Raw genomic sequence first — 21,563 nt, 5'->3', positions numbered from 1 at the left:
TATGGCCTACACGGCAGAAAACTGGCCCGTCGCTGCTGCGATGCTTCCCTTTCCGGGTACCAGCCCCGACGGAACCCACGTCAACGACGCGGATCCATCCGCCTGGGCCGAGGCGCTGGCTGAGGTGAAGGATGCGGGGTTTGTGAACGCGGACCTGACGGACAGCTGGCTGCGGCCCGGCGACCTGAGCCGGCACCGGCTCGCCGGATTCAAGCAGGTGGCAGAGGAGGTGGGCATTGGCATCCCGGCCATTTCCGCGATCCGGCACAGCGTGATCGATTTACGCAACTGGGAAGCTAACCTGGCCTACAGCCACCGCACCATTGACGCCGCTGCGGAATTGGGCTGCGAGGTTGTCTCGTTCGGGCTCCACCAGGCCATCACCCCGGAGCAGCAGAAGCAGCTGTGGTTCTGGACGGTGGAAGGGCACAAGGACCCGTCGGGAGACAAGGAAGCGTGGGGTGACGCCGTCGCCCGCCTTCGCGAACTCGGCCGGCACGCCGCGCAGGTAGGTGTCCTGGTTTCGCTCGAAATGTACGAGGACACCTACCTTGGCACCGCGGACTCGTCCGTGCGCCTCGTCCAGGACATCGGGCTTCCGAACGTGGGCCTGAACCCGGACCTGGGCAACCTGGTCCGGCTGCACCGGCCGGTGGAGGACTGGCGTGAGATGGTGGCCAAAACCCTGCCCTACTCCAACTACTGGCACATGAAGAACTACTTCCGGGACGAAGACGCCGCGCGCGGCACGTATGTGACCATTCCGGCTCCGATGGAAAGCGGCCTCATCAACTACCGCGAGGCCTTCAAGCTGGCGCTGTCCGCCGGCTTCCAGGGCATCCTCTGCACCGAGCACTACGGCGGGGACGGCTTGAGCGTCTCCGCCAGCAACCAGGACTACCTCCGGCGCCACGTGCTTCCCAAGCGGGACGGTTATGCGCTGGGCGAGAGCCATGTTGCGCAGGGACGGCAACAGCCGACGGCGGACCTCGTCAACGCGTGACTGCCCAGGGCCTGAAGGCCGGCCTTCCTACAAGGATCCAAACGAGGAAACCATGACCCAGATTTTTGACGACCCCGCCGACTTCGTGGAGGAGGCACTGGACGGCTTCGTGGCCGCCAACCGCGGGTACGTGGCCCGCGTGGACGGAGGCGTTGTGCGTTCCACCGAAATGGCGCACCGCCAGGTGGCGGTGGTGGTGGGCGGCGGTTCCGGTCACTACCCCGCGTTTGCCGGCCTGGTGGGCCCCGGCCTGGCTGCAGGTGCGGTGTGCGGCAACATCTTCACCTCACCTTCCGCCGGCCAGGCCTACCGCGTGGCCAAGGCGGCGGACACCGGGGGTGGAGTGCTGTTCAGCTTTGGCAACTATGCGGGGGACGTGATCCACTTCGGCGAAGCCCAGCAGCGGCTTAACGCCGAAGGCATCGAAACGCGGACGGTCCTGGTCACGGATGACGTCGCCAGCGCCCCCCTGGATGAAATTGATAAGCGCCGCGGAATTGCCGGTGACCTGACCGTCTTCAAGATCGCCGGCGCCGCGGCCGAAGCAGGACTGGACCTGGACGCCGTCGAACAGCTGGCCATCCGCGCCAACTACTGCACCAGAACGCTCGGCGTCGCCTTCGACGGCTGCACGCTTCCCGGTGCTGCCGAACCGCTGTTCAGGGTTCCGCCCGGCCAGATGTCGCTGGGTTTGGGCATTCATGGTGAACCCGGGATCTCCGAGCACCCGCTGCCTACGGCCTCCGAACTCGCCGAACTGCTCGTCTCCCGGCTGCTCCAGGACAAGCCTGATGGGGCCGGCAACCGCGTGGTGGCCATCCTCAACGGCCTGGGCAGGGTCAAGTACGAGGAACTGTTCCTGCTGTTCGGCAAGATCGAGAAACTCCTCACCACTGCGGGACTGACCATCGTGGAGCCGGAGTGCGGAGAGCTGGTCACCAGCCTGGACATGTCCGGGCTGTCCCTTACGCTGCTGTGGCTGGACGAGGAACTGGAGCGCTACTGGGCAGCCCCGGCCGACACCCCCGGGTTCCGCAAGGGCAGTATGGCAGGGCGGGAACGCCGGGCACGGCGGACCCTGGATCGGGGCGAACAGGAGGGCACCGCGGCTGCTGAGGAGGAAATTGCGACGGCGGCAGCGGCTGAGCTGGGCCGGCTGGCAGCCGTCGTGCTCGCGCAGGCGCGGGCCGTCGTCGTCGAGCATGAAAAAGAGCTGGGCAGGCTGGACGCGATAGCCGGCGACGGCGACCACGGCATCGGCATGCGACGCGGCGCGGAAGCGGCAGCGGCAGCCGCCCTGCACGCCACGGCTGCCGGCGCCTCCGTGCAGCGGGTACTGACCGCGGCCGGGGAGGCTTGGAGTGAACGCGCAGGCGGAACGTCGGGGGCGTTGTGGGGATCCGCCCTCGCGGCGGCCGGGCAGGCCCTCGGCAACAAGGACTCGTACAGCGGCGGGGACGCGGCGGCCGCCGTGAACGCCTTCGTGGAGGCCGTCACCAGCCTGGGCAAGGCTGATGTGGGCGAGAAGACAATGGTGGACGCGCTGCTTCCCTTCCGGGAGGCCTTCCTGGCCACGTTCGACGTCGGGGCGCCAGTGACCGGGGCGCTGGCCTCCGCGGTGACCGCCGCGCGCCAGGCCGCCGACGCCACCGCATCCCTGCGCCCGCTGAAGGGGAGGGCACGGCCGCTGGCCGAAAAGAGCCTGGGCCACCCGGATCCCGGAGCAGTGTCCTTTGCCCTGATCGCTACGCGGGTTTCCGATTACTTCGATTCTTCACAGCCGCTGTCCTATCCCAGGCAGGTCGCTTCCGTGTCCGGAAATGGAGCTCACGCATGAGCGCCGCTGCCGGGGCAGGATGGAGGATCGTCATCGGCAACGATGAAGCCGGCGTCGAATACAAGGAAGCGCTGAAGGCGCTGCTCGAAGCCGACAGCCGTGTTGCCTCCGTGCTGGACGTGGGCGTCGGTGCGGACGACCCTACTGCCTACCCGCACGTCGCCGTCCGCGCCGCCCGGAAGGTGGCAGACGGCGAGGCGGACCGTGCCCTGCTGATCTGCGGCACCGGCCTGGGCGTGGCCATCGCTGCCAACAAGGTTCCCGGCATCCGGGCCGTCACCGCCCACGACTCCTACTCCGTGGAACGCTCGGTGTTGAGCAACAACGCACAGGTCCTCACCATGGGCCAGCGCGTCATCGGCCTGGAACTGGCCAAGAAGCTCGTGGGCGAGTGGCTCAACCACTGCTTCGATACAACGTCACCCTCCGCCGCCAAGGTGGACGCCATCTGCTCCTACGAGCCCGAATCCACGAAAGCAGTCTGAACATGCCTGAAGCAGCAACCACCCCAAGCCCCGGGAACGGTACCCGGCACGTCGCCGTCGTCGGATCGGGGTACATGGGCGGCGGGATCGCCCAGGTCCTGGCGCTCGGTGGAGCACGCGTGGCACTCGCCGACGTGTCCGCTGAAGTGGCGCGGAGCAACTACGACCGGCTCCTGGCGGAGTCGGACCAGTTCGTGGCCGACGGGCTGTTCCCCGCCGGTTCCACTGAAATCTTCAAGCAGAACCTCTGGGCCGCCAGCGACATCGAGGAAGCCGTTGCCGACGCAGATTTCATCGAGGAAGCGGTCCCCGAGATTATTGCGGTCAAGCACCAGACGCTGTCCCGCATCAGCCAGGCGGCCCGGGCGGACGCCGTCATCGGGTCCAACACCTCCACCATCTCCATCGGTGAACTCTCCCGGCCGGTCAGCAACCCGGAACGGTTCCTGGGCGTCCACTTCTCCAACCCGTCACCCTTCATCCCCGGCGTCGAAATCATTCCGCATGCGGGCACCTCGCCGGAGGTGGTGGGGACTGTCCGCGGCCTGGTCCACGCGGCCGGAAAGCAAACAGCAGTGGTCAAGGACGCAACCGGCTTCGTCCTCAACCGCCTGCAGTACGCGCTGTTCCACGAAGCCGCGCAGCTGGTGGAACAGGGCATAGCAACCGCGGACGACGTTGACACCCTGGTCCGCACCACTTTCGGCTTCCGGCTGCCCTTCTTCGGGCCGTTTGCGATCGCGGACATGGCCGGGCTGGACGTCTACGACTTCTGCTACAAGTCCCTGCAGACCGATTTTCCGGAGCGGTTCGCCACGCCGAAAATCCTGAGTGACCTGGTGGATGCCGGGAAGCTCGGCACTAAGACCGGCGCCGGCTTCCTCAACGTCCCCGCCGAACGCATCCCCGAGCTGATCGCCTACCGCAACAAGGCGTACGTAGCCATGCAGAAGCTGCTTGACGAGCTGGGTCCGGCACCGATCAACTGAGCACTTCGTGGGTGTCCGATCGCGTCAGCAGAAGATCACCCCAAAGACACCTTGCGGACACCTGTGCCCGGGAGAATCGAACCAGGAAAACTCCCATGCGAGAGGCGGGGAAAGGTCATGGCCAGCAGTGACCACATCGACGTCGATTTCTGTCGCGAACTCGCGTCAGGCGACGCCGTCGAAGCGTATTACAAGAACACCCTGGTCCACCGCGGCCCGGTGACGGGCACTGCCCCGGACCAGGGGCTCGTCTGGATTCTCGACACCTTGACCGGCGACAGGCGGCTCCTCGACCTGGCCGAACTTGAGATTGTGCGCATTCCCCCGCGCTACCGTGAGGTCCGGGTGGAGGCACCCCGCCCCTAGCGCTGGGTGGACCGGCGTGGCTAGCCTAAACGGCCAGCCGCTGCCCCTCAGCCAGGGCAGGTGCGGAACACGCAGCCGGTGCCGGCACCATCGAGGGGCGGGGAGCCACCACGGGGATGGCGCCCGTCAGGACCTCAACCACCGCCATCTGGCCGGTGGTGTCCGGGACGCCGGGGTACTGCACCTGGGAAGCTTCGGCGGCAGCGGCAGCGGGGCCGTCCGTTGCCCGCATACGGACCAGGGCGACCGCGGAGATCAGGAACCACGCCACGTTGGTGAACACCGAGGGCCAGGCCCCGTGCAAGGTGCCGTTGATAATGAAGGCAACGGCACCGAACAGGTTCGCCACCTGGAAACCCTTGCCGGCCTTCAACCAGCCCATGGACACGGCCAGGTATGCACTGAGAATCGCAGCCGCGCCTGCCCAGCCGGCAATTTCCCACAGCAGTTCCATGGCGTCCTTTCAAGATGTCCCGGACAGTATCCGGGCAGGGGTTTCGATAGCAATGAAGGTTCGGTTTTGCCGGTGCTGCGTTTTCTCGAGCCCTGTCCGGGCGAGGGCCTCATACTGGCCGGCGGCACAATCATATCCCGCGGGGAACCGGCCGTTTTCACTGCTGAACCGTGATGCTGCACACCTCTGGACAACTCCCCTGCCCCGTAGCACGATCTGAGGTGTGACCTCCGACCCCTACCTCCGCGAACTCACCCAGCTTCGCCGCGTCAAGGACCGCATGGACCGGGAGTACGCCCAACCGCTGGATGTTGAATCGCTGGCCAGGGACGTCCATATGTCCGCCGGCCACTTCAGCCGCCGCTTCAAGCTCGCCTACGGCGAATCGCCCTACAGCTACCTCATGACCCGGCGGATTGAACGCGCCATGGCGCTGCTGCGCAAAGGCGACCTCAGCGTCACTGAGGTGTGCTTCGCCGTCGGCTGTTCCTCGCTGGGCACCTTCAGCACCCGCTTCAGCGAGCTGGTGGGGATGCCTCCCAGCACCTACAAACAGGAGGCGGAACGCTCGACGGCGGGCATCCCCGCCTGCGTTGAAAAACAGGTCAGCAGACCGGTCAGGAATCGAGAAGCGCCGCTTGCGGAGCCGCAACTAGCATGGCTGCCATGAACATCACCATCTCCTCCAGCTTCCTTCCGCACACCGATCCGGACGCCTCCATGGCGTTCTACCGCGACGCCCTGGGCTTCGAAATCCGCAATGACGTTGGCCGCGGCACCATGCGCTGGATCACCGTGGGCCCGGCAGGCCAGCCGGACGTCTCCATCGTCCTCTACCCGCCCGCAGCAGACCCCGGCGTCACGGACGACGAGCGCCGCACCATCGCCGAAATGATGGCCAAGGGCACCTTCGCAACGGTGGTCCTGTCCTCCCCGGACGTGGACGCCGCCTTCGCCAAGGTGGAGGCGAGCGGGGCCGACGTCGTGCAGGAACCCATCGACCAGCCGTACGGGATCCGGGACTGCGCCTTCCGCGACCCCGCCGGCAACACCGTCCGGATCAACCAGCAGCCCTAAGCTTGAACCCAGCGACGCCAAGGGAGGCTCCGAACCGGCCTCCCTCCGCCCAAACGGCCGAACAGAGGGAGACCTTATGAGCACGGACACGAGCACCAGCACCCCCGCAGCCGGAATGCACGTCGCTGACAGCCACGACACCATCCGTGTCCAGGGCGCGCGGGAGAACAACCTCAAGGACGTCAGCCTGGAACTGCCCAAGCGCCGGCTGACGGTTTTTACGGGAGTCTCCGGGTCAGGGAAAAGCTCGCTGGTGTTCGCCACCATCGCCGCGGAGTCGCAGCGGCTGATCAACGAAACGTACAGCGCGTTCGTGCAGGGGTTCATGCCCAGCCTGGCCCGTCCCGACGTCGACCGGCTGGAGGGCCTGACGACGGCGATCATCGTGGACCAGGAACGGATGGGCGCCAACCCGCGCTCCACGGTAGGCACCGCCACGGACGCGAACGCCATGCTGCGCATCCTGTTCAGCCGGCTGGGGAAGCCCTATGTGGGCCCGCCCACCGCCTTCTCCTTCAACGTCCCCACCCGCAAGGCCAGCGGCGTGATGAGCACGGAGAAGGGCGGCCGTGTGGAGAAGAGCGTCGTCCAGCAGGTGACGTACCTGGGCGGGATGTGCCCGCGCTGCGAGGGCATGGGCAACATCAGCGACATCGACCGGACGGCCCTCTACGACGACTCCAGGTCCCTCAACGAGGGCGCCCTGACCGTGCCGGGCTACTCCATGGACGGCTGGTACGGGCGCTTGTTCGAGGGGATGGGCCTGCCGATGGACAAGCCCATAGCGTCCTTCACCAAGAGGCAGCTGGACACCATGCTGTACGCCGAGCCCACCAAGATCAAGGTGGAAGGCGTCAACCTCACGTTCGAGGGCATCATCCCCAAGATCCAGAAATCCATGCTGTCCAAGGACGTGGAGGCCATGCAGCCGCACGTCCGCCGCTTCGTGGAGCGGGCGGTCACGTTCGACACCTGCCCGGAGTGCAAGGGCACCCGGCTGACGCCGGAGGCGCTGTCCTCGAAGATCAAGGGCAAGAACATCGCGGACCTCTGCAGCATGCAGATCAGCGACCTCGCCGAATGGATCCGTGACCTGGACGAGCCCTCGGTCCGGCCGCTGCTCGCCGGACTCCGGGACCTGCTGGACTCCTTCGCGGAGATCGGACTGGGCTATCTGTCCCTGGAACGGCCCGCCGGCACCCTCTCCGGCGGCGAGGCGCAGCGCACCAAGATGATCCGCCACCTGGGCTCATCCCTGACTGACGTCACCTACGTCTTCGACGAGCCCACCATCGGCCTGCACCCGCACGACATCGAGCGGATGAACAACCTCCTGGTGCAGCTGCGCGACAAAGGCAACAGCGTCCTGGTGGTGGAGCACAAACCCGAGACCATCGCCATTGCCGACCACGTCGTCGACCTCGGCCCGCTGGCCGGCTCCGGCGGCGGCGAGATTGTCTACGAGGGCGACGTCGACGGGCTGCGTTCCAGCGACACCGTCACCGGGCGGCACATCGGCTACCGGGCCCGGCTCAAGGAGTCAGTCCGCGCAACGGCCGGGGCGATGGAAATCCGCGGCGCGTCCACCAACAACCTGCGCAACGTGGACGTCGACGTGCCGCTGGGTGTCCTGTGCGTGGTCACCGGCGTGGCCGGCTCCGGCAAGAGCTCCCTCATCCACGGCTCGCTCGCGAAGCGCGAAGGCGTCATCACCATCGACCAGGGCGCCATCAAGGGCTCGCGGCGCAGCAACCCGGCCACCTACACCGGGCTCCTGGAACCCGTCCGAAAGGCCTTCGCCAAGGCCAACGGGGTCAAGCCGGCACTCTTCAGCTCCAACTCCGAGGGCGCCTGCCCCACCTGCAACGGCGCCGGGGTGATCTTCACCGAACTCGGCGTCATGGCCACGGTGGAATCCACCTGCGAGGACTGCGAGGGCCGCCGGTTCCAGGCCGCGGTGCTGGAGTACACGCTGGACGGCCGCAACATCGCCGAAGTGCTGGCAATGTCCGTCGAGGAGGCACTGGCCTACTTCAGCCAGGGCGAAGCCAAGACACCGGCCGCCCACAAAATCCTGGAGCGGCTGGCGGACGTGGGCCTCGGCTACATCACTCTTGGCCAGCCCCTCACTGCCCTGTCCGGCGGCGAGCGCCAGCGGCTGAAGCTCGCGACGCAGATGGCGGAGAAGGGCGACGTCTACATCTTGGACGAGCCCACCACGGGCCTGCACCTGGCCGACGTCGAGAACCTGCTGGGCCTGCTGGACCGCCTGGTGGAGTCGGGCAAGTCGGTGATCGTGATTGAGCACCACCAGGCCGTGATGGCGCACGCCGACTGGATCATCGACATCGGACCCGGGGCAGGGCACGACGGCGGCAGGATCGTTTTCGAGGGCACCCCGGCTGACCTTGTGGCCAAGCGGGCCACGCTGACCGGGCAGCACCTGGCCACCTACGTGGGGGCGTAGCCCGCTCCCGCGCGCAACCGCCTACGGTGGAGGCATGGCCGAAAACTACCGGTACGACGTCGAGATCCTGCACCTGCTGGTGTCCCCCGGGCATGCCTACTTTGGCCGTGCCCGGGACGGCGCAGCCAACGTGCCCACGGTGGACGCGGAAGAGGCTGAGGTGGTGGCGGGCAAAGGCATCGTGGGAGACCGTTTCTTCGGCAAGGCGGCCCACATGGATGCCGCGGTGACGTTGTTCGCCGTCGAATCCCTGGAGGCGATCGCCGCCGAGCTGGGGGCCGGGCCCTTCGATCCACTGCTGACCCGGCGGAACGTGGTGCTCCGCGGCGCGCAACTGGCTCCCCTGCTGGGGCAGGACTTCGTGCTGGAGTCGGGCGGCTCGGCGGTAACGCTGCACGCCGGGAGGCACGCCCAGCCGTGCGCGTGGATGGACGGGATGCTCGCCCCGGGCGCCCACGCCGCGATGCGCGGGCGCGGGGGCATCCGCTCCCGCGCCCTGTCCGGCGGCTTCCTGCACCGCGGCCCGGCAGTCCTGGTCAGCCCGGTACCGCTGGACCCTTCACAGGCCGGCGTGCCCACCGCGCTGCGCTCGTCGCGGCTGCCGTAGCGCTCCAGCGGGCAGCCTCCCAAACCAGCCCACCTTTGGCACCTTTTCGTGCCCGGTGCTGGTGACTATCCCGGCTGCCAGGCAAAAACTGGGCCAGTGTGGGCGAACTATCCAGGCACGGGTCAGTCCAGCCGCACGCCCCGGAGCAGCACGAGCGTTCCGCCCACCACTGCCGCCGAGGCAAGGAAGACGCCGGCGGTGCCAAGGCCCGCCGCGACAACGCCGATGGCGCTCGGCAGCACCACCTGGCCCACCCGGTTGCCCGCCAGCCTCAGGGCAAGGGCCCGCCCGCGCTGCCCTGCCGGAGCCTGCGATGAAAGCCAGGACATGGTGAGGGGCTGGCCGATGCCAAGCCCCAGTCCGAGCACTGCCATGACCACAAACAGCAGCCATGCCGGCATGGGTATCGCGGCGGCCGCCAACGCGGCGGTGGACAGGGCAAGGCTGGCAACCAGCAGCCGCATGCGGCCGATCTTCCGGGCAATCCGCCCCAACAGGATACGGGAGACCATGGAGAACACGGCCCGGACGGTCAGCATGGCGCCGACGGTTGCAGCGGTGAACCCGCGGTCGGCGCCAAGCGCGGGAAGGTACACCATGGTGAGGTCCACCACGGCAAGGACAGTGGCGCTGGTGGCCAGGGCCCTGGCTACCCCAGGGGTCCTCAAAAGACCAAGGGCGCTGCCTTTGCCGGCAGGTGCGGCAACTGCCTTTTTCTTTCCTCCCCCGAATTTCGCCGCGATGACAAAGGTTGTTGCGAACAGCACCAGGCTCATGCAGACCGAAAGGAAGAAGATGGCCTGGGTATCGGGGCGGACGGAAGCGCCGCCCACGAGCGAAATTGCCAGCGGCCCCAAAGCCTGCCCCAGGGACGCCGCGAACGTCAGGTAGCCAAAGGCGGAGTCCAACCGGGTTGCGGCGGCGTTGTTGGCCACCACAGCCTGCTGCCCCACCACGCAGGCAAGCTGTCCCGCACCCAGCAGCGCCGTTCCGGCCACCAGCGCCACGATCGACGAACCCCACAGCAGCAGAAACGCGGAGCACAGCAGAACGACGGCGGACCCGGCCGCCATCAGCCTGCGTTCACCCAGGCGGTCCACCAGGCTGCCCGTGGGAACGGCGAGCAGCAGGGGAAAGACGGCATAACTGGCGGCGAGCAACCCCAGGGCGAAGCCGGGAACGTCCAGCTCGAGTGCACGGTAAGTGGCGGCCGGCCGGACAAGGAAGGTGACGGCCTGGATCAGGGTTGAGTGGATCAGCAGGGCTGTGCCGGAGCGGCGTCCAAGTTCCCCGATCACGGCATGACAAGGCCGTTGCCGGTGATGGTGCGCAGGGCGGCGTCACGGGCGGCCATCACGTGGTCAAAGGCGACCTTGGCGGCCTTCTCCGGCTTGCCCGCCGCCACCGCATCCACCAACGTCCGGTGCTGGTCCAAGGCCTGGTCCCGCCGCTCCTGGGTGCTGTTGGTGAAGTGGCGGTACCGTTCCATCTGGCTGGAAATCTGCTCGTGGAAGCGCCGGGCCCAGGAATTCCCGGCAATGTTCGCGATTTTGGCATGCAGGGCCATGCCCTGCTGCATGGCGTCATCGGCAAATTCCACCATGGCGGCATTGCGCGCAAGGATGCCCCGCAGCGCTTCAATATCCGCCTCCGTCGCCTTGATGCAGGCGTTCCGCGCCATGAGGGATTCCATGGCAGCCCGCACCTCATACAGCTCAGATATCGCGGCTTCATCCAGCGGCGGCACCACCACGCCGCCGGTTGGCTGCTGCTCCAGCAGGCTCTCGGAAATGAGCCGCCGCACCGCTTCACGCAGGGGTGTTCGGCTCACCTGGAGCACCGCGGCCATTGCCGGTTCATAGATACGCTCCCCCGGCTTGAGCTCCAGGGTGAGGATCCGGCGCTTCAGTTCGGCGTAGACAACGTGGGCTCCGGTGTTCCGGGCCGGCGATTCTGGCATGGTGCAACCTCCACTCGGAATCATACATGTATACATCTATACAGGCGGCTCGACGAGTTCCAACCGCGAGCGGGCCCTGGCAGTTGCCAGCGCGCGGAAAAGCAGTTAACTTAGTTTTTCCGGAGGGGAGTATCCCTACTCCGTCCATCGTCAGTACGTAGGCCCCAGCGCCTTCCGGTGGACAGGCCAGCCTTTGGCCCGGGAGAGACCTCCAGTTGGTAACTACTGACTGGAAGCAGGTGCTCCATGAATGTTCCCCTGTGGATGTGGTTCGCTGTCATCGGATTCATCCTCCTCATGCTCGTCGTCGACCTCGTGGCCCACCGGCATGCGCACGTCATTTCCGTACGTGAAGCGGCGGCATGGTCAACGCTGTGGGTGCTGTGCGGCGTCGCGTTCGGCGGCATTGTCTGGGTGATGTACGGCGCGGAGTTCGGGCAGCAGTACTTCGCGGGCTACCTCATCGAAAAATCGCTCGCGGTGGACAACGTGTTCGTCTGGGCCATCATCTTCACCTTCTTCGCCGTCCCGCGCGAGTACCAGCACCGGGTCCTGTTCTTCGGCGTCCTGGGGGCGCTGGTGTTCCGCGGCCTGTTCATCGCGGCCGGATCGGCGATCATCGCCAGTGCAGGCTGGGTCCTCTACCTGTTCGCCGCTTTCCTGCTTTTCACCGGCTACCGGATGCTCAAACAGCGCAACGAGCACATCGACCCGGAAAAATCGCGGGCCCTGAAGCTGTTCCGCCGGCATGTGCCGATGACGGACGCATTCCATGGCCAGCGGTTCCTCATCAGGCGGAACGGTGTCCTGCTCGCCACTCCCCTGCTGGCGGTCCTTGTCCTGGTGGAGGTCACGGACATCATCTTCGCCGTCGACTCCATCCCCGCCATTTTCGCCGTGACAGACGAGGTCTTCCTGGTGTTCACGGCCAACGCCTTTGCCATCCTGGGCCTGCGCGCCATGTACTTCCTGCTGGCGGACCTCATCCACCGGTTCGTGTACCTGAAGGCCGGCCTCGCGCTGGTGCTCGTGTGGGTGGGCATCAAGATGGCGCTCAAGATCGACGTCTACTACATCCCGACGCCGGTCTCCCTCGCCGTCATCACCGCCATCCTTGGGGTCTCCATCGCCGCGAGCCTGATCGTCACCCGCGGCCAGGCCCGGCACGAGCCGCCCGTGCCGGCTGGACCGCCTTTCCGCAATGCGACGCCTGAGGAACTCGAGGCGTTGCAGCCGTTGTGGGGCAGGAGCTCCCGGGTTCGGGGCAAGGAGGACGTACCGCCCGCCGAAGAGTCCGTCCGGTAGCCGCTGCCAGGTAGGCAAAAGACGCAGCGGGGACAGCAGGCGCGGCACAGGGGCTTGCTGTCCCCGCTGTTTGCCCGCATAATCTACATCGTTGTAGGAAAACTGTGGCTGGCGGTTTAGGCGAAGAGGAGTGGCGTGACGAATGCAAGGACGACCTCCTTCCCGCTGGACCGGATCCGGCTCCTGGACAGCAGGTTCCGGCAGGCGCAGGAGACCTCCGTCCGCTACATCCTGTCCCTCGACGCCGACCGGCTGTTCGCACCCTATCTGCACGAGGCCGGACTGGAGCCCGCCGCGGAACCCCACGGCAACTGGGAATCGGACGGCCTGGGCGGCCACATCGGCGGACACTACCTGTCCGGCTGCGCCAAGCTGTATGCAGCCACCGGCAACCCGGAACTCCTGGCGAAGGTGTGGGCCGCCGTCGTAATCCTCGGAACCTGCCAGGCCGCGCACGGTGACGGCTACGTGGGTGGGGTGCCCCAAGGCCGGGACCTGGGCAAGGAACTGGCCCGCGGTGAGGTGGATGCAGACCTGTTCACGCTCAATGGCCGGTGGGTTCCGCTGTACAACCTGCACAAGACGCTGGCAGGGCTGCTGGACGCCCACGTGTTCGCTGGGTCTACGGAAGCGCTGGACGTTGCCGTCGGTCTGGCGGGCTGGTGGTTGCGGGTCTCGGCGCACCTCGGTAATGACGCGTTCGAGGACGTTCTCCACGCCGAATTCGGCGGCATGAACGAGGCCTTTGCCATTCTGTGGGAGCTGACCGGCCGGGAGGAGTACCTCCGGGAGGCCCGGCGCTTCTCGCACCGTGCACTGCTGGATCCGCTGGCTGCCGGGCAGGACCTGCTTGACGGCCTGCACGCGAACACCCAGATCCCGAAGGTGGTGGGTTACGCGCGGCTGGCGGGCCTGACGGATGACGCGGATTTAGCACATGCGTGCGATATCTTCTGGGCGTCAGTAGTGTCCCGGCGGTCAGTGTCCATCGGCGGGAACAGCGTACGCGAGCACTTCCATCCGGCATCGGATTTCTCCCCGATGGTCCAGGACCCGCAAGGACCGGAAACCTGCAACACGTACAACATGCTGAAGCTGGCCAAGCTGCGCTTTGAGGCCCGTGGTCACGCGGCCGCCATCGACTTCTATGAACGGGCCACGTACAACCACATCCTGTCCTCGCAGCACCCCGGAACGGGCGGGCTGGTGTACTTCACGCCCATGCGGCCGGGGCATTACCGCGTGTACTCGCGGGCGCAGGAGTCCATGTGGTGCTGTGTGGGGTCCGGCCTAGAGAACCACGCCCGCTATGGGGAGCTGATCTACAGCCGCGCCGGGAATGACCTCCTGGTCAACCTGTACATCCCGTCCACCCTCGACTGGCAGGAGTACGGCCTGCGCGTGCGGCTGGAAACCGGGTTTCCGTTCTCCGACCACGTGGCCCTGGTTGTCACCGCGGAAGCACCGGTGGAGGCCACCATCCGGCTGCGCCGGCCCTCCTGGGCTGCGGATATGGAGGTCGACGCCGGTACAGGGCCGGGCGGGAGCGCGGACGACGACGGCGAGTACGTGAGCATCAGCCGCACCTGGCAGGGCACATCAACCGTGCTCATCCGGCTGCGGGCCCATTTCGCGGCCGAGGCCCTACCGGACGGGTCCTCCTGGGTCTCGTACCGGTACGGCCCCGTGGTGCTGGGCGCCCGGGCGGGAACCGGAGATGTTCCCGGATTTGAGGCGCCGGATGAACGGATGGGGCACGTCGCCTCAGGACCCATGCTGCCGCTCAGCCGGGCTCCCGTGGTGCCGGACTGCGGTGCCATCAGGTTGGTGGACCGGGAGGCGCTGCGTGCCGAAATCGACGTGGTGGACGCATCCGGGCGCGCGGGCACTGTGTTGCTGGAGCCGTTCGCCGGCATCCACGACGAGCGCTACACCGTCTACTGGCCAACGGGCGATCCCGCCCAGCGGTCCGCCGAACGGCGGCTCCTGGACCAGGCCGCCGCGGAACGCACGGCGGTGGTGGACGAGGTCATGGCCGGGGAACAACAGCCCGAATCCGACCACGGCTTCGCCGGGAAGTCCACACGCGCCGGCGGCGTGGACGGGCTGCACTGGCGCAGTGCCACCGGGTGGTTCTCCTACGTCCTCTGGGACCTTGGGCAGGAGGCGGGAACCCTACGCGTCCGGTTTCGGGCTGCCGAAGGGCGCGACCATCAGCTGCGGCTGAACGGCGCAGTGCTGGACCGGCCCGCGCTGGAGCGTCAGGACGGCGACACGGTGGTGCTCGACTACCAAATTCCGGCGGCCTCCCCCGGCAACGAAGCTGACGGACGGTTGGTCTTCAGCGTCCAGGCCATGCCCGGCCACATGTCCGGCGACCTGCTCTCCGTCGCACTGCTCCGGCGGGGAGCCTGACTTCGTATCCGCCCGGCAGCGCTGCCCGCTTTGGTGCGTCCCGACGTCGTACTGCTGCGCCGGCTGCTGCGGAACCGCCGTCGCACGTTTAAGGATGGCCGTGCCGCAGATCCGTTCCCCCGGAAATCTGCGGCACGGCGGCTGTGGCCTGCTACCCGATCGGGGCAGGCGGCTGGTTCCCGCTGAGCACGGCGAGTGCGTTGTCCGCGGCGAGCATCGCCATGGCGGTGCGCGTCTCCACGGTGGCAGAGCCCAGGTGCGGCAGCAGGACCACGTTGTCGAGGTCCAGCAGCCCGGGATGCACCGTCGGCTCCTGCTCGTAGACATCGAGGCCGGCTCCCGCGATCACGCCGTCGCGCAGTGCGGTTGCAAGCGCCGCTTCGTCGACGATGGGTCCGCGGGCGGTGTTGACCAGGTACGCCGAGTCCTTCATCGCTGCCAGCTGCTCCGCACCGATCAGGTGGTGAGTGGCAGGCCCGTAGGGGCAGTGCAGCGAAACGACGTCGGAGACGGCCAGCAGCTCGTCGAGGTCCACCCGCCGGGCACCCAGCTCAGATGCAATGGCGGGATCGATTTCGCTGCGGGACTGGTAGACGATTTCCATGCCGAAGGCCTTGGCACGGCGTGCGGTGGCCTGGCCGATGCCGCCCATGCCGACCACGCCGAGGGTCTTGCCCTTGAGGCTGCTGCCGAGGAGGAAGAACATGCCCCACTTCCAGGCCTCGCCGGAGCGGATGAGCCGTTCGCCCTCGCCGAGCCGGCGCGTGGCCATGAGGATGAGGCTGAGCGCGATGTCGGCTGTGGCGTCGATGAGCACGCCCGGGGTGTTGGTGGCCACGACGCCCCGTTCGGTGCAGGCCGTGACGTTGATGTTGTCGTAGCCGACGGCTACGTTGGCGACGACTTTGAGCTGCGGGCCGGCGGCGTCGAGCAGTTCGGCGTCGATGCGTTCGGTGAGCAGGCTGACGACGGCGTCTGCGCCGGCGACCCGGCGCAGCAGTTCCTCGCGGCTGATGGATTCCGGGCCTGCCCAGGCGTCGACCTCATGCTCGGCGCGGAGTTTCTCGAGTGCTGGTTCGGGGATACGTCCCGTGACGACGACGCGGCTCATGCGGTTTCGATCCATTCCCGCAGGCGGCCGAGGCCTTCGCGGATGTCCGGAACGTCGATGCCCGAGTACGCGAGCCGAATGTACTGCCGGTCTTCGCCGGGCTGGCGGCGGCCGAAGTGCTCACGGGTACAGAAGGAGACGCCGGTCTTGTACAGGGCCTCGGTGGCGAAATCGCCCACTGCAGTGAAGCCCATGCGTTCCATGGCGTCGGTGACGTCCGGGAACAGGTAGAACGTGGACTGCGGGACGGCGACGTGCATGCCGGGGATGCCGTTCAGGAGTTCACAGGCTGCGTCCCGGCGGGTTTTCAGGATGTCGAGCATCTGCTGCACCGGTTCCTGGGGGCCGCGGAGTGCTTCGATGCCGGCCCACTGCACGTAGTGCGTGGTGCAGGACTCATCGTTGGTGTTCAGCGTGCTGAGCACCTTGGCAATCTCCACCGGGGCGACGGCGCAACCCAGCCGGGAGCCCGTCATGGCGAACTTCTTGCTGAAGGTGTAGAGGATGACGGTGCGCTCTGCCATGCCGGGCAGGGACGCAATCGAGTGGGAGACCCCTTCGTAGCGGGTCTCGAAGTACGCCTCGTCGGAGAGCACCCAGAGATCGTGCTCGATGGCGATTTGAGCGATGGCCTCACGTTCTGCGGCAGTGGACTCAGCAGAGATCGGGTTCTGCAGGTCGTTGTAGATGATGGCGACGGTGTTGGGGGTGATCGATGCACGGATCTGGTCGAGGTCGATGGCAAAGCCCGTGGAGGTGGGCACGTAGCGGTAGGCAACGGACGTGCCGCCGAGGTATTCGATCTGGGATTCGTAGATGGGGAAGCCGGGGTTCGGGTAGAGCACTTCCTGGCCGGGGTTCATGACCGCCTGGAGGAACTTGGTGATGACGGGCTTTCCGCCGGTCATGACCACCACGTTGTCCGGCGAGAACTGGATGCCGCGGCGCGAGCCGAGGTCATCGGCGAGGGCCTCCCGCAGCTGCGGAATGCCGGGGCCCGGGCAGTAGCCCGTGTAGCCGTCCGCAATAGCCTTGTTCATCGCCTCGACGATGTGCGGGGCGGTAGGGATGTTAATATCGCCGAGATGGAACGGGTATACCCGGTTCCCCTGCGCCTTCCAGGACGCGGCGGCCTGCGCGACGCTGAAGGCGGTCTCGGTGCCCAGCCGGTCGAGCCGGTGTGCGAGTTGCTGCATGCTGTTCCACTCCTCATCGAGTTGATAATCGGTACTGCCGATCCCTAGCTAATATATCAGAATGCGAGCTTTGATATATAGACCTGCTCCATGATTTATGGATACGCAGGCAGCGGCAGGGAGGGGAACGCCTGCCGGCGGAACGACGGCGGCACTCCCCTCCCTTGGTTGGCTTTCCTTGAGTGCGCCTAGGGCGTGTCTCCTAAAGCTGTCAGCCAGATGCTGATTGCACGGAGAACTGCTCCGCCGCGATAGGTGAGCGCGAGTTTGTCGTAGCGGGTTGCCAAAGCCCTCCACTGTTTGAAGATGTTGAAGTTCCGTTCGACGACGTTGCGGCCTTTGTAGTCCTCTCTGTCGAAGGCCGGAGGCCTGCCTCCCGTAGACCCGCGCCGCTTCCGGTGGCCGATCTGGTCGGATGGTTGCGGGATAACAGCGGTGATGCCGCGGTCGCGCAGGTGGGTCCGGATCGCCCTGGATGAATAGGCCTTGTCGCCGCGGACACGGTCCGGGCGGGTGCGTGGCCTGCCCGGACCGGAACGATTGATCTTCAGCTGGTCCATCAGATGCGTGAACATCGGCGCATCTCCGCCCTGGCCCGGGGCGACCAGCAGCACCAATGGCCTGCCCTTGCCATCGACCAGAGCGTGAATCTTGGTACTCAGTCCGCCGCGGGAACGGCCAATCGCATGATCATCCGGTTCATCAAACAGATTCATGTAATTCGACCGGGCCCCCTGTGGCGCGCGGAAGGTTGGTGCCGTGCTGGTGGGCGCGGTTGACGGTCGAGTCCACGGAAATCGACCAGTCCACTTCGCCTTGGGCGTCCGCGACCATCAGCAGGCCGGCCAGGATCCTGTCCCAAGTGCCATCACCGCTGTAGCGACGGTGCCGCTTCCAAATCGTCTGCCACGGACCGAACTCGGTAGGCACGTCACGCCAGGCGATCCCGCACCGGTACCGGTAGATGATGCCTTCCACCACGCGCCGGTCGTCCCGGAACGGACGCCCGCGACGGCCATCAGAAGTCGGCAGCAACGGCTGAATGCGGGCCCACTGACCATCAGTCAGAACAGAAGTACGAGACACTCATCCAGCATCCCGAACAACCGACCCAGACTTTAGGAGACACGCCCTAGGCGGACGTCACCGGGAACCGTTCCCAGACCCGGTGGGATGCCAGCAGCCCGGTCAGTTCCGTGACCAGGGCTTCAGCGTTCTCCCCGGTAACGATCCCGGGTGCATCCTCGGGCATGCCCGTGGCCGTCAGGACGTCCGTGCTGGTGGCCAAGGAGCCAATGGCCTTGGCATGACGGAACGCTTCGGTAAGCAGCAGGACCGCCCGTGGATCCAGTGCACTTCCGGGGGTGCCGGCCTTGGCGTCGAGTCCAGGTTCGGCGTCGGGTGCCGGAGCGGCAGAAGCCGCAACGATGACGGCGTCGAACTCCGTGGAGCGGGCGGTGAGGTACGTCCGTTGCACGGGGACCCCGCCGTCGTTCTCTTTTCCCAGGAAGCCGCCCTGGGGGGCGATGACCAGGGAGACGATCCCCTCGGCGTCCAGCGCCTTTCGTGCTGCGTTCACGGCAGCAAGGTCGCTGTTCCCATCGGCGAGAATCCCGACAATGCGGCCGGCAACGGGCCAGGTTTTGCCCACCTGCGACAAAGCGGGGCTGGGGTCGGACTCCGGAACTTGCTCTGTTGCCTGCGGGGCGGGGAGGCCCAGGCCCTTGGCTACCGCTGCGCACAGGCCGGCGTCCACGTTGGCCAAGGCTGCAAGCTGCCGTTCGCGGATGGACTTTTCGTAGCATTTGCCGAGCTCGAAGGTGTAAGCCTGGATCACGTGGTCCTGCTCCACCGGGCTCAGGCTGCGGAAGAAGAGGCCCACCTGGCTGTAGTGGTCATCGAAGGATGCCGGGTTCTTCCGTTCCTTGATGGAGGCAGCCACTTCCTCCGGCACGTCGATGAAAGCACCAAGATCCTGTCCGGCGAGGAACGGGCAACCGCCGTCGAGCGAGTTGGGGTGGTATGGAGCCGCTCCCCCGTGGACCCCCTGCTGGTGCATGCCGTCCCGCAGCATGTCATTCACCGGGGCTTGCGGACGGTTGATGGGAATCTGGCCGAAGTTGGGCCCGCCCAGCCGGGAGATCTGGGTGTCAAGGTATGAGAAGAGGCGCACCTGGAGCAGGGGGTCATTCGTGACGTCGATCCCGGGGACGAGGTGGCCGGGATGGAACGCCACTTGTTCGGTTTCGGCGAAGAAGTTGGTGGGATTGGCGTTGAGGGTCATGACGCCGATTGGCTGGACGGGAGCCAGTTCTTCGGGAACGAACTTGGTGGGGTCCAGCAGGTCGATGCCTTCAAACATTTGGTCCTCGGTGTCCGGGAACGTCTGGACACCGAGCTCCCACTCAGGGTAGGCGCCTGCTTCGATGGCGTCGGCGAGGTCACGGCGGTGAAAGTCCGGATCCATGCCGTTGATGATCTGCGCTTCTTCCCACACCAGTGAGTGGACGCCCTGCTTTGGCTTCCAGTGGAACTTCACCAGGGTGGTGCGGCCTTCGGCGTTGATGAACCGGAAGGTGTGGACGCCGAAGCCTTCCATGGTCCGGTAGGAACGCGGGATTCCCCTGTCGGACATGTTCCACATCGTGTGCGCCTGGGCCTCGGTATGCAGGGAGACGAAATCCCAGAACGTGTCATGGGCACTCTGCGCCTGGGGAATTTCCCGGTCCGGGTGCGGCTTCGCGGCGTGAACGATGTCCGGGAACTTGATACCGTCCTGGACGAAGAAGACGGGGATGTTGTTGCCCACCAGATCGTACGTGCCCTCATCCGTGTAGAACTTGGTGGAAAAGCCCCGGGTGTCACGAACCGTGTCAGCAGAGCCACGGGAACCCAGCACGGTGGAAAAACGGACGAAGACCGGAGTCTCCACGTCCTTGGCCAGGAAGCCTGCGCGGGTGATGTTTGCAGCAGTGCCGTAGGAACGGAAGACACCGTGGGCCCCGGCGCCCCGGGCATGCACCACGCGCTCGGGAATGCGCTCGTGGTCAAAGTGCGTGATCTTCTCCCGCAGGTGGTGGTCCTGCAACAGGATTGGGCCGCGCGAACCGGCCTTCAAGGAGTGGTCGGTGTCGCGAACGCGCAACCCCTGGGCAGTAGTCAGGTACTGACCGGACTGGGCCCGCGCCGTAGCCGGCGCCCCTGTTGGGCTTCCCGTAGGCGAAACCGCTTCAGGTCCTCGCTGGTCCGGCTTTGGCGGCAGCGGCTCCCGCGGAGTTGTCGGTTCCTCCAGGCTGGCGGGCTCGCTGGCGGGGACGCCGGGAATGTGGATGTTGCTCTCTTCTGGCACGAATTCTTCTCCTCAGGATGGGAAATCTGGCAGTCCGCTGTCGAAACCAAGATACTAAGCGTGCTTAGTACCCTAGGTAACGTTGGCCCGTGCCACAAATCCCCAAGCTAACGCGGCCCTGATCAACACCACTTCGACATGCAGCGGCGGTACGGGGTTGAACGGTCGCTCCTCTGGAACCACATCCTCGTCGACGGAGTCCCGGACGGCGCTCAGAGCGGAACGATCGAGTACCCGGTACTCGTGCGTTTTAATGCGCAGTGACTTGTACTGGTATCTGTACTAGAGCGCTGCCCGAATGCCGCTACGAACGCGTCGGGGTGGGCGGCTAGACAAGTTGAAGGAGGACGGTCAGGATGACCCCACGCGAAGCACGCGTCCCCGAGGTCCGCGTCGGGCAGAACGTCGACGAGCTGGCGCAGTATGAAGCTTCAGGGCGGTTGAGGCCGCGCCCATGGCCTGTTGGCCCGAGTGAGAGCTACGGGAAAGTGGACTTTGATGACGGCGAGGGAAAGACCGTCCTCACCGTCTACGTACAGCGCGGGCCCGAAGAAGGTTACGTCCTGCATGTCGAGCACCTAGCCGCGCCGCTGCGGGTGGATGGTACGCTCCTTCGCCTCAACCCGGTGCCTCGCGCTGACAGGGACGCTGCGGACTTCCGCCGGATCACCGCTGCCCGGACGGCTGCTGCGAAGGCCGAGGCCGAGCTGGAAGCCGCCGTCCGGGCTGCCCGCGCGAAGGGCGACTCCTGGGAGGCTATCGGCGCAGCCCTCGGCACGTCCGCCGGAACTGCGCAGGAGCGGTTTGGCCACACACCAAGACGACCGCCAAACCACCTGCCGGCGAGGTGACGAATGAGCAGCCGTCAGATTGGTCTTAGACCCTTTCGTCTGTGGAGTGTCCAAAAGCGAAGCGGACTCTGACCTGACGGTTCTTCTATGA

At 66.3% G+C, this 21,563-nt stretch carries 19 protein-coding genes; 12 read left to right on the top strand and 7 right to left on the bottom strand.

Annotation, left to right across the window (positions count from 1 at the left end):
• Position 1 precedes the first annotated feature (1 nt).
• The 5 genes from AC5RTT_RS00650 to AC5RTT_RS00630 all read left to right on the top strand — a co-directional run bounded on the left by AC5RTT_RS00650 (position 2) and on the right by AC5RTT_RS00630 (position 4,680).
• Positions 2–1,003, top strand: coding sequence for a sugar phosphate isomerase/epimerase family protein (locus AC5RTT_RS00650; protein ID WP_494143563.1), 1,002 nt, complete (start codon positions 2–4; stop codon positions 1,001–1,003).
• Between the two features lie 52 nt (positions 1,004–1,055).
• Positions 1,056–2,840: a dihydroxyacetone kinase subunit DhaL gene (dhaL, locus tag AC5RTT_RS00645; protein WP_494143562.1), complete on the top strand. Its 1,785-nt coding sequence runs from the start codon at positions 1,056–1,058 to the stop codon at positions 2,838–2,840.
• Entirely contained in the window at positions 2,837–3,325 is a 489-nt protein-coding gene (locus tag AC5RTT_RS00640; protein WP_494143561.1) for a ribose-5-phosphate isomerase, read from the top strand. Before dhaL ends, AC5RTT_RS00640 begins: the two co-directional genes overlap by 4 nt.
• A 2-nt stretch (positions 3,326–3,327) precedes the next feature.
• Positions 3,328–4,314 (top strand): 3-hydroxyacyl-CoA dehydrogenase family protein, encoded by a 987-nt coding sequence (locus tag AC5RTT_RS00635; protein WP_494143560.1) that lies wholly within the window; start codon positions 3,328–3,330, stop codon positions 4,312–4,314.
• Between the two features lie 117 nt (positions 4,315–4,431).
• Positions 4,432–4,680: a hypothetical protein gene (locus tag AC5RTT_RS00630; RefSeq protein WP_494011268.1), complete on the top strand. Its 249-nt coding sequence runs from the start codon at positions 4,432–4,434 to the stop codon at positions 4,678–4,680.
• Between the two features lie 25 nt (positions 4,681–4,705).
• On the opposite strand, the gene AC5RTT_RS00625 is transcribed toward AC5RTT_RS00630, so the two are convergent.
• Entirely contained in the window at positions 4,706–5,134 is a 429-nt protein-coding gene (locus tag AC5RTT_RS00625) for a CBU_0592 family membrane protein (protein ID WP_494143559.1), read from the bottom strand.
• A gap of 280 nt (positions 5,135–5,414) precedes the next feature.
• Here AC5RTT_RS00625 and AC5RTT_RS00620 point away from each other — a divergent pair, with 280 nt between their 5' ends.
• From AC5RTT_RS00620 to AC5RTT_RS00605, 4 genes are all read left to right on the top strand, one after another.
• Entirely contained in the window at positions 5,415–5,804 is a 390-nt protein-coding gene (locus AC5RTT_RS00620) for a helix-turn-helix transcriptional regulator (protein WP_494011419.1), read from the top strand.
• Positions 5,792–6,211: a VOC family protein gene (locus tag AC5RTT_RS00615; RefSeq protein WP_494011270.1), complete on the top strand. Its 420-nt coding sequence runs from the start codon at positions 5,792–5,794 to the stop codon at positions 6,209–6,211. The genes AC5RTT_RS00620 and AC5RTT_RS00615 overlap by 13 nt, the downstream gene beginning before the upstream one ends.
• Positions 6,212–6,287: 76 nt before the next feature.
• Positions 6,288–8,678: an ATP-binding cassette domain-containing protein gene (locus AC5RTT_RS00610; protein WP_494143558.1), complete on the top strand. Its 2,391-nt coding sequence runs from the start codon at positions 6,288–6,290 to the stop codon at positions 8,676–8,678.
• A 34-nt stretch (positions 8,679–8,712) separates the two neighbouring features.
• Entirely contained in the window at positions 8,713–9,285 is a 573-nt protein-coding gene (locus tag AC5RTT_RS00605; protein ID WP_494143557.1) for an MOSC domain-containing protein, read from the top strand.
• Positions 9,286–9,407: 122 nt separating this feature from the next.
• Here the strand turns inward: AC5RTT_RS00605 and AC5RTT_RS00600 are convergent, their stop codons facing one another.
• Positions 9,408–10,583, bottom strand: coding sequence for an MFS transporter (locus AC5RTT_RS00600; RefSeq protein WP_494143556.1), 1,176 nt, complete (start codon positions 10,581–10,583; stop codon positions 9,408–9,410).
• The gene (locus AC5RTT_RS00595) at positions 10,580–11,245 is read right to left on the bottom strand and encodes a GntR family transcriptional regulator (protein WP_494143555.1); all 666 of its coding nucleotides are present in this window, start codon (positions 11,243–11,245) and stop codon (positions 10,580–10,582) included. Before AC5RTT_RS00595 ends, AC5RTT_RS00600 begins: the two co-directional genes overlap by 4 nt.
• A gap of 246 nt (positions 11,246–11,491) precedes the next feature.
• On the opposite strand from AC5RTT_RS00595, the gene AC5RTT_RS00590 reads away from it, so the two are divergent.
• Both AC5RTT_RS00590 and AC5RTT_RS00585 read left to right on the top strand, forming a co-directional pair.
• Positions 11,492–12,550, top strand: a complete 1,059-nt coding sequence (locus AC5RTT_RS00590) for a TerC family protein (protein ID WP_494143554.1) — start codon at positions 11,492–11,494, stop codon at positions 12,548–12,550.
• A gap of 135 nt (positions 12,551–12,685) precedes the next feature.
• Positions 12,686–14,965 (top strand): beta-L-arabinofuranosidase domain-containing protein, encoded by a 2,280-nt coding sequence (locus AC5RTT_RS00585; protein ID WP_494143553.1) that lies wholly within the window; start codon positions 12,686–12,688, stop codon positions 14,963–14,965.
• 151 nt (positions 14,966–15,116) lie between these two features.
• On the opposite strand, the gene AC5RTT_RS00580 is transcribed toward AC5RTT_RS00585, so the two are convergent.
• The 4 genes from AC5RTT_RS00580 to AC5RTT_RS00565 form a co-directional block, all read right to left on the bottom strand.
• A complete protein-coding gene (locus AC5RTT_RS00580; RefSeq protein ID WP_494143552.1) occupies positions 15,117–16,076 on the bottom strand; it encodes a 2-hydroxyacid dehydrogenase in 960 nt (319 codons plus the stop codon).
• Positions 16,073–17,272, bottom strand: a complete 1,200-nt coding sequence (locus tag AC5RTT_RS00575) for a pyridoxal phosphate-dependent aminotransferase (RefSeq protein ID WP_494052759.1) — start codon at positions 17,270–17,272, stop codon at positions 16,073–16,075. The genes AC5RTT_RS00580 and AC5RTT_RS00575 overlap by 4 nt, the downstream gene beginning before the upstream one ends.
• A gap of 188 nt (positions 17,273–17,460) precedes the next feature.
• Positions 17,461–18,358, bottom strand: a protein-coding gene (locus tag AC5RTT_RS00570; RefSeq protein WP_494143551.1) for an IS5 family transposase whose coding sequence is annotated in 2 segments (ribosomal slippage) — positions 17,461–18,006 and positions 18,008–18,358 — 897 coding nt in all. Because the reading frame shifts where the segments join, the coding sequence is not laid out codon by codon here.
• A 46-nt stretch (positions 18,359–18,404) separates the two neighbouring features.
• Complete coding sequence (locus AC5RTT_RS00565; RefSeq protein WP_494143550.1) at positions 18,405–20,621, bottom strand: catalase; 2,217 nt, start codon at positions 20,619–20,621, stop codon at positions 18,405–18,407.
• A gap of 356 nt (positions 20,622–20,977) precedes the next feature.
• On the opposite strand from AC5RTT_RS00565, the gene AC5RTT_RS00560 reads away from it, so the two are divergent.
• Positions 20,978–21,472, top strand: coding sequence for a hypothetical protein (locus tag AC5RTT_RS00560; RefSeq protein ID WP_494143549.1), 495 nt, complete (start codon positions 20,978–20,980; stop codon positions 21,470–21,472).
• The last annotated feature ends 91 nt before the right edge of the window (positions 21,473–21,563 follow it).

Source organism: Arthrobacter sp. Y3221157 (assembly GCF_059089865.1).
Note: the sequence above shows the minus strand (reverse complement) of the source record. Positions and strands in the feature narration are given on the sequence as shown.

Coding starts and splice junctions, on each gene's coding strand:
- AC5RTT_RS00580 (WP_494143552.1), bottom strand. CDS start 16,076: ATGAGCCGCGTCGTCGTCACGGGACGTATCCCCGAACCAGCACTCGAG.
- AC5RTT_RS00560 (WP_494143549.1), top strand. CDS start 20,978: ATGACCCCACGCGAAGCACGCGTCCCCGAGGTCCGCGTCGGGCAGAAC.
- AC5RTT_RS00640 (WP_494143561.1), top strand. CDS start 2,837: ATGAGCGCCGCTGCCGGGGCAGGATGGAGGATCGTCATCGGCAACGAT.
- AC5RTT_RS00610 (WP_494143558.1), top strand. CDS start 6,288: ATGAGCACGGACACGAGCACCAGCACCCCCGCAGCCGGAATGCACGTC.
- dhaL (WP_494143562.1), top strand. CDS start 1,056: ATGACCCAGATTTTTGACGACCCCGCCGACTTCGTGGAGGAGGCACTG.
- AC5RTT_RS00635 (WP_494143560.1), top strand. CDS start 3,328: ATGCCTGAAGCAGCAACCACCCCAAGCCCCGGGAACGGTACCCGGCAC.
- AC5RTT_RS00615 (WP_494011270.1), top strand. CDS start 5,792: ATGGCTGCCATGAACATCACCATCTCCTCCAGCTTCCTTCCGCACACC.
- AC5RTT_RS00625 (WP_494143559.1), bottom strand. CDS start 5,134: ATGGAACTGCTGTGGGAAATTGCCGGCTGGGCAGGCGCGGCTGCGATT.
- AC5RTT_RS00620 (WP_494011419.1), top strand. CDS start 5,415: ATGGACCGGGAGTACGCCCAACCGCTGGATGTTGAATCGCTGGCCAGG.
- AC5RTT_RS00575 (WP_494052759.1), bottom strand. CDS start 17,272: ATGCAGCAACTCGCACACCGGCTCGACCGGCTGGGCACCGAGACCGCC.
- AC5RTT_RS00630 (WP_494011268.1), top strand. CDS start 4,432: ATGGCCAGCAGTGACCACATCGACGTCGATTTCTGTCGCGAACTCGCG.
- AC5RTT_RS00605 (WP_494143557.1), top strand. CDS start 8,713: ATGGCCGAAAACTACCGGTACGACGTCGAGATCCTGCACCTGCTGGTG.
- AC5RTT_RS00595 (WP_494143555.1), bottom strand. CDS start 11,245: ATGCCAGAATCGCCGGCCCGGAACACCGGAGCCCACGTTGTCTACGCC.
- AC5RTT_RS00590 (WP_494143554.1), top strand. CDS start 11,492: ATGAATGTTCCCCTGTGGATGTGGTTCGCTGTCATCGGATTCATCCTC.
- AC5RTT_RS00650 (WP_494143563.1), top strand. CDS start 2: ATGGCCTACACGGCAGAAAACTGGCCCGTCGCTGCTGCGATGCTTCCC.